The following is an 11,081-nucleotide window of genomic DNA, read 5'->3' on the forward strand; positions in this document are numbered from 1 at the left end:
GGGCGGCGGCCTCCGCGGGCGGCAGGCCGGCCGTGGACGCGGCCGCACCGGGCACGAGCCAGGCGTGACGGCCGTTGGGTTGCAGACGGATCAGCAGAACGGACATGGGGTCGGAGCGGAACGGGACCGCGGGATTGTAGCAGCAGGCCGGCGCCGGTCCCGGGCGACCGTCGCAGCAGCGTGGCCTGCGCGGCGGTCCGCGTCGTTCGGTTGCACGGCCGCGAGCGTGGGCCGCCGCGGCTCAGTCGCTGCCGCGCGAGCGCTGCAGCACGCGCACGCCGCGCTCGCGGTCGATCAGGCTGGTCGGATGGAACAGCAGGCCGTCGAGCTCGATGTCGCCGCGGGCCAGGAAATAGCGGCTGCTCGTGCCGAGGCCGCGCTCCTGGGTCGGGTCGAACGGAATCGCGAGGCCGATCAGTTCCTGGCGGAAGTCGCTGACGTCTTCCCAGCTCGCGTGGCCGTCGCGCCAGAGCCGGCGCGCGACTTCCTCGGTGATGCGCGGGTTCAGCGACTGCAGCACCGGTATCGTCGCGGTGTTCAGGTTGAGCAGGCTGCCGCGCGGCAGCGCGCAGACGTGGGGCGCGAGAGTCGCATAGACCTGGCCGCCGAAACCCTGCAGCAGGCGCAGCTCCGAGGCATGCGTGAACGCGCGGTTCGCCGCGCGGTACGACGGCGCGAGCGCGCCGTAGACGCTGTCCTCGGCGCCGCTGCCGTGACCGCCGCCGCCGGGCTCGCCGTCGGCGTCGATCCAGTCGATGACGGTCTCGGTCAAGGTCGGATCCAGGCGCAGCGCGGTCAGCAGCCGGCGGAAGCGCTCGCGCCATTCGGCCTCGTTGCCGTCGCCGGAGATCAGGTTGTTCAGATTGAAGCAGCCGTTCATGTCGCGCATCTGCGCGGCGATGCGCCCGCCGGGCACGTCGGTCGGCGGCAGCGGCATGGCCCAGATGTCGCCGGCCGTGTCGTTGCGGCTCTGCTCGAGGTCCTTTTCGAGCACGCGCGCCGCATATTGCTCGAGGCCGCGCGCATAGGCGTCGGCCTGCTCGTTGCGCAGCAGGTTGCGCGTGCGCGCGGCGGCGAGCTCGCCGCGGTCGAGCAGGCCGGCGATCAGCACCGTGGCCAGCGCGACCACGAGCAGCGCGATGACGAGAGCCACGCCGGACTGCCGCACGCGCATCTCAGTTCGCTCCGCCGGACGGCAGCTCGATCAGCCGGCTGATCTCGCCGACGCCGTCGATGTCGATGCGGAATTCCACGGCCCGCGGCAGCGCCTCGGGCTTGTCGTCGCGGCGCGGCCAGGCGTCGAGCCAGTTGCCCTGCGTGTCGAGATAGCGCAGCTGCAGCCGGCGCACGCGGTCGCGCACGTCGGTGAACTCGGCCACGCTGCCGGCGGCGCGGTCGAGCACCGCGTAGCGGCCGCGCTTGAGCGTGGCGCCGTCCTGTTCGTAGACGACGCGCTCGAGGCTCGAGCGCGCGTCGATCAGCGCGCTCGCGAAGCCGATCCGCGTGAATTCGAGATGGTCGACGTCGCCGCGCAGCGCCGGCAGCGGCTCGCCGTAGTTGCCGCGCACCGGCCGCGCGACCGCGCCGAGCAGATCGCGTTCGAGCATGCCGACCGTGCGCGCCGTGCGCGCGAAATCCTGCTGCTCGGCGACCAGCGCCTCGCGCGTGCGGATCACCGCATTGAGCCCGCCCCAGGCCAGCGCCGACATGATCGCGAACACGGCCGTCGCGACGAGCACTTCGACCAGCGTGAAGCCCTGCATGGTCCGCGGCCGCCTCATGGCTGCACGCTGTCGCCGGCGAAACCGCTCAGTTGAGCGACCGGATCGGTGCGTTCGTGGTCGGCGAACACCTGCACGGCCAGCCGGCGTATGCGCGCGTCCTGAGTGCCTTCGATCTCGAGCCGCCAGTACCACTCGCGGCCGGCGAAGCGCTGCTGGCCGTCGCGCCGTCCCGTCGACGGCAGGCGGTCGCGCAGGCGCGCCTCGGTCAGTACGTTGGCCGCGATCCAGCCCGCGTAGCTGCGTTCGCGCAGGCCGCCGAAGTCGCGCACGCCGACACCGGCCGCATGCACCAGCGCGGTCAGCGCAAGCCCGAGCACGACCAGCGCGATCAGCACTTCGAGCAAGGTGAAGCCGCGCGCACGCGCCGGTTCGGGCCCGGTCCGGCGCAATGTGCGCCGCCGGCGCGGCGCCGGCATCGACGCGTCAGCGCGACACATCGCGCCGCTCCCGCTTCACGTCGCCGGCGATGCTGCCGTCGAGGCGCCAGCGCAGGCCGAGGTCGGGCAGGCCTAGTTCGAGCCGGAACGGCGTGAGCTCGCCCGAGGCGAAACAGATCACCGGCGGCACTTCGGGCGGTTGCGGCGGAATCTCGATGCGCCTGCCGTCGCGGCTCAGCTCCGCGCGCAGGTTGGCCGGCCATTGGCGATCGCGCAGCTCGCCCTGGACGAACGGTTTCCAGTTCTCGCCGTCCTGCTGGCTGAAGACGAAGCCGCCGTCGACGAGGCTCAGCCCGACCGCGCGGCCGCCGATTTCCGCATGCTCGCAGGCATAGCCGAGCAGCGCCTGCAGCCGCTCGGCTTCGCGCTCGAGCTGGCGCTCGCCGCCGCTGCCGGCCATCGCGATCGTCACGGCCGCCGCGAGCACCGCGAGGATCACGACGACGACGAGGATTTCGATCAGGGTGAAGCCGGCGTCGCGCGGCGACCGAGGTCTTTCGCCGCGCCGGATGCCCGGGTATCGCACGACTGAACCCCGAAGCGGTGCGGGACCGCGAAGCCGCGCGGTGCGGCCTGGCTCTGCAAACGCGTGGCGCGTCGTGTCGCTCATGGCTGCGAGCGGGCGGGCGAGGAGCGCGCCTCAGCTCTTCCAGTTGCCGATGTCGCCGGCTTCGCCGTCGCCGCCGGGCTTGCCGTCGGCGCCCAGCGTATAGACGTCCATGTCGCCGTGGGCGCCCGGATGCAGATAGAGATAGTTGCGGCCCCAGGGGTCCTTCGGCACGCCGTCGAGATAGCCGCCCTTGCGCCAGTTCGGCGCTTCGGGCGCGCCGCTGGGCTTGCTGACGAGCGCTTCGAGTCCCTGCTCGGTCGCCGGATAGGTGAAGTTGTCGAGCTTGTAGGTGTTCAGCGAGGTCACGATGGCCTGGATGTCGGCCTTGGCGCGCGCGACGCGCGCCTCGCCCGGATGTTCCATGACCTTGGGGACGACCACCGCCGCGAGGATCGCGAGGATGACGACGACGACGAGCACTTCGATCAGGGTGAAGCCCCGCGCCGGAAACCGGACGGAGCGGCGGACGGAAACGGCGGTCATGCGCGGCCTTCTTGCGAGCGGGTGAAAACGTCGCCGATCATAGCAAAGCCATGCCTGCTCCCCTGCCCCGTTCCAACGCCGCGCTGGCCGCGCGCGATCTCGCCGTGCTCTGGCATCCCTGCACCCAGATGCACGACCACGAAACCCTGCCGCTGCTGCCGATCGTCCGCGCAGAAGGCGTCTGGCTGTTCGATGCCGACGGCGGCCGCTATCTCGACGCGGTCAGCTCCTGGTGGACCAACGTGTTCGGCCATCGCCACCCGCGGATCGTCGCGGCGCTGAAGCGGCAGCTCGACACGCTCGACCACGTCATGCTGGCCGGATTCACCCACGAGCCCGCGCTGGAGCTGGCCGAGGCGCTCGTCGCGCTCGCGCCGCCGGGCCTCGCACGCGTGTTCTACGCGGACAACGGCTCCAGCGCGATCGAAGTCGCGCTGAAAATGAGCTTCCACTACTGGCGCAACCTCGGCCGCGGCGCCAAACAGCGCTTCATCGCTCTGAGCGGCAGCTACCACGGCGAGACGCTCGGCGCGCTGTCGGTCACCGACGTCCCGCTGTATCGCGACACCTATTCGCCGCTGCTGCTGCAGCCGCTGTTCGCGCCGTCGCCCGACACGTATCTGGCCGAGCCCGGCGAGACCGCGGCCGAGGTCGCGACACGGCGCCTCGCCGAGCTGCGCGCGCTGCTGGAGCAGCACGCCGAAGAGACCTGCGCCGTCATCGTCGAGCCGCTCGTGCAGTGCGCCGGCGGCATGCGCATGTACGACCCGAGCTATCTGAGAGGCCTGCGCGCGCTCTGCGACGAATTCGACGTGCACCTGATCGCCGACGAGATCGCCGTCGGCTTCGGCCGCACGGGCACTCTGTTCGCCTGCGAACAGGGCGGCATCACGCCGGACTTTCTCTGCCTGTCGAAGGGACTGACCGGCGGCACCCTGCCGCTGTCGGCCGTGGTCACGACGGAAGCCGTCTATGCGGCGTTCTACGCCGAATACGCGAGCGGCAAGGCCTTCCTGCATTCGCACAGCTATACCGGCAACGCGCTGGCCTGCCGCGCGGCGCTGGCGACGCTCGAGCTGTTCCGCGACGAGCCCGTGCTCGCGCGCAATCGCGAGCTCGCCGCCGTGCTCGCGCGCGAGCTCGATGCGTTGCGCGACCATCCGCAGGTCGGCGACGTACGCCAGACCGGCCTGATCGCCGCGGTCGAACTCGTGCGCGACCGCGCGACGCGCGAACCGTTTCCGGCCGCCGAGCGTCGCGGCCTGCGCGTCTACCGTCACGGACTCGCCCACGAGATGCTGCTGCGCCCGCTCGGCAACGTCGTGTATTTCATGCCGCCCTACGTGATCGAGCCCGGACAGATCGCCGCGATGATCCGCGTCGCACGCGACGGGATCGCCGCGGCGGTAGGCTGAGCGGCGGCGGCAGATCATGCGGCGCGACGCAGCGTGAGAGTTTCGCTGCCCTGACGACAGTCGCCTCTGGCGGCTCTGACCGCGCGGCCAGACCAGAGGACGTGCCTTCGGTTGCAGATCTCGGGCCGTTTGACACCCAATCGAGAACGATTATCATTAACTGAAATTTGACCTTCCCGCGTATCGCCAGCCGGGTTCCTCGCCGAACGCCGCCAGCCGCGTCCACCGCACGTACAGGCTGACTCCGTTCCATGCCGCTGACCCGTCTCTCCCTGGCGATCGCCTTCGCGATCGCGGCGCCGCTCGCGCGCGCCGAACCCGCGGCCGAAGCCGCTCCCGAAACCTACGACCAGCTCGAGCGCATCATCGTCTCGGCCACGTTGTCCGCGCAGGCGGTCAAGGATATCGCCGCCGAAACCACGGTGCTGCTGCGCGAGGAAATGGACCGGCGCCTGAATCAGGACCTGCGCGACCTCGTGCGCTACGAGCCCGGCATCAGCGTGACCGGCGGCGGCCGCTTCGGCCTCGGCGGCTTCGCGATCCGCGGCCTCGACGGCAATCGCGTGCGCATCGAAGTCGACGGCGTCAGCGCGCCCGACGCGTTCTCGATAGGCAGCTTCTCCAACGCCGGGCGTAACTTCGTCGATCTGGATTCGCTCAAGCGCGTCGAGATCGTTCGCGGCGCCGCCTCGGCGCTGTACGGCTCCGACGCACTCGGCGGGGTCGTCAGCTTCGTGACCAAGGATCCGCGCGACTACGTCGCCGGCGACGGCCGCTATCTCGGCCTCAAGGGTCTCTACGACAGCGCCGACCGCCAGGCCACCGAAAGCGTGACCGGCGCGCTCCAGGACGGTCGCCACGGCCTGCTCGCCGTCGTCACGCACCGCGACGGCCACGAGCTGAACAACCGCGGCGAGCGCGACGTGACCGGCAGCACGCGCACGCGGCCGAATCCGCAGGACACCGACGACAACGCGCTGCTGGCCAAGTACGTCTACGGCGACGCGCAGGACTTCTCGCGCGTGACGCTCGACGCGTCGCGCAGCGACGCCGACACGCGCGCGCTGGACCAGCTCGGCCTGCGCACGGTCGGCGGCGCACAGACCCTGTACGCGCGCCTGGACGCCGACGACCGCAAAGAACGCGCGCGGCTGTCCTTCGACCAGCGCCATGCGCTCTCCGCCGGTTTCGCCGACACCGTGGAATGGCGCGTCTACACGCAGACCAGCGATACGCGCCAGGACACCTACGAGGACCGCGCGAGCGTCGTCAGCGGCGCGACCGTCAATCCGATCTCGCGCTATCGCCGCTTCGACTACGAGCAGCGCGAGCACGGCGTCGATGCACTCGTGCACAAGCGCTTCGGCGGCGGCGCGGTCGGCCACGATCTCGCCTACGGCCTCGAATACGTCGTCGGCCGCGTGCGCGAGCAGCGCGACGGCTTCCAGCGCAACCTGACGACGGGCACGGTCAGCAACGTGGTCTCGCCCGACGTGTTTCCGGTGCGCGACTTCCCGCTGACCGACACGGCGCGCACGGCCGTCTTCGTGCAGGACGACATGAGCCTGTTCGACGGCCGCCTGCACCTGGTGCCGGCGCTGCGCTACGACCGCTTCGAAATCGATCCGCGCCGCGATGCGGTGTTCGAAGAGGACAATCCCGGCGTCGCGCCGGTGCAGCTCGACAGCGACCGCGTGTCGCCGAAGCTCGCGGCGATCTACAGCTTCGCCGACGCCTGGCGCGTCTACGCCCAGTACACGACGGGCTTCCGCGCACCGCCGTACAGCGACGTCAACGTCGGCTTCACCAATCTGCAGTTCGGCTACACGGCGCTGCCGAACCCGGACCTCAAGCCCGAGACCAGTCGCGGCGGCGAGGCCGGCCTGCGCGTCGACGGCGATGTCGGCTATGCGTCGGTCGCGGTCTATCGCAACCGCTACCGCGACTTCATCGAATCGCTGATCAACATCGGCACCGATCCGCAGACCGGCCTGATGCTGTTCCAGTCGCGCAACATCGGCCGCGTCGACATCCGCGGCGCCGAAGCCAGCGCCGGCCTGCGCCTCGGACATTTCAGCAATTCGCTGGAGGGCTGGGAGATCCGCGCGTCGATGACCAGCGCCAAGGGCGACGACCGCGTCAACGACGTACCGCTGACGAGCGTGGAGCCGGCCAAGGCCGTACTCGGCCTGGCCTACGACGGCGAGCGCTGGGGCGCCGAAATCATAGCCACGATGGCGAGGGCGAAGACGCGTCTCGCGCCGGCCGCGAGCGGCACGGCGTTCGCCGCGCCGGGCTACGGCACCGTCGACGCCTATCTGCACTGGACCCCGCTCGCGTCGCTGACCGTGTATGCGGGCCTGACCAACCTCGGCGACAAGCGCTACTGGGAGTGGAACAGCGTGCGCGGCATGAGCACGAGCGCCGCCGTCGACCGCTACAGCGCGCCGGGCCGCGCGGCCAGCGCCGGCTTCAAGCTCAGCTTCGACTGAGCCCGTCTTTCTGGAGATCTGCACAATGCGACACGTTCTTCTCTGCGCGGCCGTCCTGCTCGCCAGCGCCTGCACCAGCACCGGCGGCGCACGCCGCTCCCCGCACCTGTCCGGCCTCGCGCCGGCGACGCCGGCGCCGGCGGAGTACCGGCGTCCCTGCGACGACCCTCCGGCGACGCCGGAACTCGCGTTCGACTGCGACCGCCGCAGCATCCTCGGCATGACCGGCGAGTACCGCGTCACGTTCGCGTTCGACGAGACCCTCGCGCTGAAACCCGGCTATACGCCCAGGCCGGCACAGCGTTCGGGCGGCGACGAAGTCGTGTTCGTGGCCGAGGACCGCGGCGACTTCATCGCGCTGCAGCACATCCTCGTCGCCGGCGCCGGCAAGGAGCGCATGGTCATCAAGCACTGGCGCCAGGACTGGCAGTACCAGCCCACGGAAGTGCTGGCGTTCCGCGGCCGCAATCATTTCGAGCTCGCCGCGGTGCCGGCCGAGCAGGCGCGCGGCGCCTGGTCGCAGTCGGTCTATGAGGTCGACGATGCGCCGCGCTATGCGAGCGTCGGCCGCTGGAACCATGCGAACGGCGTGGATGCCTGGACCTCGGACTTCACCTGGCGGCCGCTGCCGCGGCGCGAATACACCAAGCGCAACGACTACCAGGTGCTCGGCGCGATCAATCGCCACACCCTGACGCCGGGCGGCTGGATGCACGAGCAGGATAACGAGAAGCTCGTGCTCGGCGCCGACGGCAGGACGACCGCGCTCGTACGCGAGGTCGGCATCAACAGCTACGAGCGCACGACCGCGATCGATTTCTCGGCCGGCCGCGACTACTGGCGCAAGACCGAGGCGTTCTGGCGCGAGGTGCGCCAGGCCTGGGCCGACGCCGCGCAGCAGCGCAAGGCCTACGACCTCAGGCACATGCTCGGCGAGCGGCCGCGCTTCGAGGCGCTGTTCGCGCTGGCCGACAAGGCTGCCGCCGGCGAGACCGTCGCACGTGCCGATATCGACGCCGTGCTGGATCAGGCCCTGGCGCCGGAGGAGGCCAAGACCGCGCAGGTGCCGCCGACGCAGTGAGGAGATCGGCGGCGGCGCGGTCCGCGGCATCACGGATGCCGGTACGGACCCGCGCCGCTGTCCGGCGTGGAATCCGCAGCCGGGTTTGCCAGCCGCCGACGCGATTGCCGACAATGTGCGGCCCCGGCGACCGTCATCCCTCCGCCATGCGCATTCCCCGTATCCATGTGCCCGCCCCGCTGTCCGCCGGCGACGTGCTGCAGCTGCCCGAGCAGGCCGGCGAACATCTCGCCCGCGTGCTGCGGCTCGAATCCGGCCATCCGCTGATCCTGTTCAACGGCGACGGCGGCGAGTACGACGCGCGGCTCGCGGCGCTGGCCAAGCGCGCGGTCACCGCGGAAGTCGTCGCGCGCCGCGAGGTGTCGCGCGAGTCGCCGCTCGCGCTGACCCTGGTCCAGGGCGTGGCGCGCGGCGAGAAGATGGACTGGATACTGCAGAAGGCCACCGAGCTCGGCGTCGCGCGCATCGTGCCGGTCGTGACCGAGCGCACCGAGGTGCGCCTCGACGAAGACCGCGCCGGCAAACGCCTCGCGCACTGGACCTCGGTCGTCGCCGCGGCCTGCGAACAGTGCGGCCGCAACACGCTGCCCGACGTGCTCGCGCCGCAGAAGCTCGTGCAGTGGTGCGCGGGCCTGAGCGCCGCAGACCCGGTCGCGCGCTTCGCGCTGCTGCCCGAGGCCGATCTCGGCCCGCGCGAGATCGGCACAGTGGCGCACGGCGCGATCCTGCTCGTCGGCCCCGAAGGCGGCCTGTCCGATCACGACATCGCGATCGCGCGCAACGCGGGCTTCCGCGGCCTGCGCCTCGGCCCGCGCATCCTGCGCACCGAGACCGCCGGCCTCGCGGCCATCGCGGCGCTGCAGGCGATCGCCGGAGATTTCGCGTAGTTGGCGGCGAGCGGCAGGCGCCGCTGTTTTCTGCTCTCACGGCCGACTGCCAGACGGCCACGCGAGACTTCATGCCCGTCCGCTGGGGTTTCAAGGCTGTCAGGAGCGGCGGTTCTGAGCGGCGGCCTCTCACTCCGTTGAACGCGTGGGCTTCAGGCGCGCCGCAGCAAGCCCGCCCCCTTCAAGAGGAGGGCTGGGTGGGGATGGGTTTGCGTCGTGCAGCCACCTCATCGGGAAGCCGGCGCGGGTTCCCGCACCGGCGCCGTCCGCAGGACTGCGATCTTCGTGGATCGCGCCGCACGCGCTCCCGACGAAAGCCTGCGGGACCGGCGCGGACTCAGGCGACCAGCGCCTCGGCCATCAGGGTTTCGATCTGGTTGAGGTCGGGGATCACGGCCTGGTCGTCCCGGACGAGCACCTGCGCGCGCACGCCGTGCGGGTGATGGTGCTCGTCGCCGGTCGGGATCAGCAGTTCCGGGCTGACCGTGGTCAGGCGCGGGAAGCCCTGGGTCAGCATCGCGATGAACGGCATTTTGGCATGGCCGCCGATGGCCTTGAGCACGGCGACGCGGGCGCCGGTCGAGCCCTCCTCGTGGGTCAGGCCCGACAGGATCGCGAACGAGAACAGCGGCAGGCGCCAGCCGCGCCAGGACAGGCGGCCGAGAATCCACTCCGGCGCATTGGCTATCTTTTCCACATTGGCGAGCGTGATGACCTCGGCCACGGTCGCGTTCGGCAGCAGCACGCGGCCGTTCGTGATCGGGATCAGTACGCCGCGGATTTCTCGGGGGGTATCCATGTGCGCTCTCAGCCCTTGATGGCGGCGATGGTGTGTTTGGCCAGCTCGGCCGGCGAGCCCATGAACGCGACGACGCCGGCATCGCGCGCACCGTCGACCATGGAGCTGATGACGCAGGTATCCGGATCCTGCACCCAGATCTGGCCGCCCTTCGCGGAGAGGTGCTTGGCGCCCTCGATCGCGTCGTGGGCCATGCCGGAGAAGATGATCAGGGTGGCCGCCGCGCCGAAGCGGTCGGCGATGTCGCGCACGACCAGGTCGATCGACGGCGTGTACGGCGACGCCTCGGGCAGATGGGCGAGCTGGACCACGCCGTCGGCGTCGAACAGCAGCCGGTGCGTGGTCGGCACGACGACGACGTCGCCCTGGGCGATGCGTTCGCCGTGGGTCGGCGAGCGCACGGTCAGCGGCGTGGCCTTGGCCAGCTGGGCGGCCATGAGCTCGAGGAATTCCGCGCCCATGTGCTGCGCGAGCACGAACAGCGCCGGGAAGCGCGCCGGCAGCGCGGCGAGGTATTCGCGCACCGCTTCGGGTCCGCCGATCGAGGCGCCGAGCACGAACACGCGGCGTATCGGCTTGACCGACGCCGAGCCGTCGAGGCGGTGCTCGACGACGTATTCGGGACGGTCGGGCGAGACCGCCTCTTCCATCGGCATGAGGTCGAGCTTCAGCGAGGTGTCGAACTCGAACTTGCTCGCGTCCCCGCCTTCGGGCGCGAGATAGTCCTTCGCGTCGACCTTCTCGACAGAGACCGAGGGAGCGGCAGCCGGCGCCGGCGCGGCGGGCGCGTCGTCGGCGGATTCGACGATTTCCTCGAGCGACCAGTTGCCGCCGGACAGGAAGCTCTCGGCCGACATCTTCTGCACGCCGAAATCCGCGGCCTTGGCGGCCGGCGCGGCCGGGGCCGCCGGCGGAGGAGCGTCGTCACCGTTCTCGCTGAGCGGCTCCAGCGACCAGGACGACAGGCTGGACGGCATCTCGAACTTGGACTCCGGCTTCGGCGCCGGCTTGGCCGGCTCGGCCTCGCGCGAGGTCGGCACGTTGGCGACGAGGTCGGCGTCGGCCGCCGGCGCGGCGGCGCCGCCGCCGAAGG

At 71.0% G+C, this 11,081-nt stretch carries 11 protein-coding genes; 4 read left to right on the forward strand and 7 right to left on the reverse strand.

Annotated features, from left to right (window positions below):
• Window positions 1-241: 241 nt before the first annotated feature.
• The 5 genes from gspK to gspG all read right to left on the reverse strand — a co-directional run bounded on the left by gspK (window position 242) and on the right by gspG (window position 3,314).
• The gene (gene gspK, locus NON22_RS13885; protein WP_257387537.1) at window positions 242-1,174 is read right to left on the reverse strand and encodes a type II secretion system minor pseudopilin GspK; all 933 of its coding nucleotides are present in this window, start codon (window positions 1,172-1,174) and stop codon (window positions 242-244) included.
• A gap of 1 nt (window position 1,175) precedes the next feature.
• Window positions 1,176-1,781, reverse strand: a complete 606-nt coding sequence (gene gspJ, locus NON22_RS13890) for a type II secretion system minor pseudopilin GspJ (protein ID WP_257387538.1) — start codon at window positions 1,779-1,781, stop codon at window positions 1,176-1,178.
• The gene (gspI, locus tag NON22_RS13895) at window positions 1,778-2,221 is read right to left on the reverse strand and encodes a type II secretion system minor pseudopilin GspI (protein ID WP_257387539.1); all 444 of its coding nucleotides are present in this window, start codon (window positions 2,219-2,221) and stop codon (window positions 1,778-1,780) included. The genes gspJ and gspI overlap by 4 nt, the downstream gene beginning before the upstream one ends.
• A complete protein-coding gene (gene gspH / locus NON22_RS13900) occupies window positions 2,208-2,747 on the reverse strand; it encodes a type II secretion system minor pseudopilin GspH (RefSeq protein ID WP_257387540.1) in 540 nt (179 codons plus the stop codon). The genes gspI and gspH overlap by 14 nt, the downstream gene beginning before the upstream one ends.
• Window positions 2,748-2,861: 114 nt before the next feature.
• A complete protein-coding gene (gene gspG / locus NON22_RS13905) occupies window positions 2,862-3,314 on the reverse strand; it encodes a type II secretion system major pseudopilin GspG (RefSeq protein ID WP_257387541.1) in 453 nt (150 codons plus the stop codon).
• 50 nt (window positions 3,315-3,364) lie between these two features.
• On the opposite strand from gspG, the gene NON22_RS13910 reads away from it, so the two are divergent.
• From NON22_RS13910 to NON22_RS13925, 4 genes are all read left to right on the forward strand, one after another.
• Window positions 3,365-4,729, forward strand: coding sequence for an adenosylmethionine--8-amino-7-oxononanoate transaminase (locus NON22_RS13910; protein WP_257387542.1), 1,365 nt, complete (start codon window positions 3,365-3,367; stop codon window positions 4,727-4,729).
• Between the two features lie 251 nt (window positions 4,730-4,980).
• A complete protein-coding gene (locus tag NON22_RS13915) occupies window positions 4,981-7,221 on the forward strand; it encodes a TonB-dependent hemoglobin/transferrin/lactoferrin family receptor (RefSeq protein WP_257387543.1) in 2,241 nt (746 codons plus the stop codon).
• Window positions 7,222-7,246: 25 nt separating this feature from the next.
• Window positions 7,247-8,302 carry a DUF6607 family protein gene (locus NON22_RS13920; RefSeq protein WP_257387544.1) on the forward strand — a complete coding sequence of 352 codons (1,056 nt, stop codon included), beginning with the start codon at window positions 7,247-7,249 and terminating at the stop codon, window positions 8,300-8,302.
• A 146-nt stretch (window positions 8,303-8,448) separates the two neighbouring features.
• Entirely contained in the window at window positions 8,449-9,189 is a 741-nt protein-coding gene (locus tag NON22_RS13925) for a 16S rRNA (uracil(1498)-N(3))-methyltransferase (RefSeq protein WP_257387545.1), read from the forward strand.
• A 337-nt stretch (window positions 9,190-9,526) separates the two neighbouring features.
• Here the strand turns inward: NON22_RS13925 and NON22_RS13930 are convergent, their stop codons facing one another.
• Together NON22_RS13930 and NON22_RS13935 are read right to left on the reverse strand one after the other, a co-directional pair.
• Window positions 9,527-9,988, reverse strand: a complete 462-nt coding sequence (locus tag NON22_RS13930; RefSeq protein ID WP_257387546.1) for a chemotaxis protein CheW — start codon at window positions 9,986-9,988, stop codon at window positions 9,527-9,529.
• Between the two features lie 8 nt (window positions 9,989-9,996).
• A partial coding sequence (locus tag NON22_RS13935; RefSeq protein WP_257387547.1) for a chemotaxis protein CheB occupies window positions 9,997-11,081 on the reverse strand: 1,085 nt, incomplete at its 5' end.

This window comes from Tahibacter caeni (assembly GCF_024609805.1).
Classification (GTDB): domain Bacteria; phylum Pseudomonadota; class Gammaproteobacteria; order Xanthomonadales; family Rhodanobacteraceae; genus Tahibacter; species Tahibacter caeni.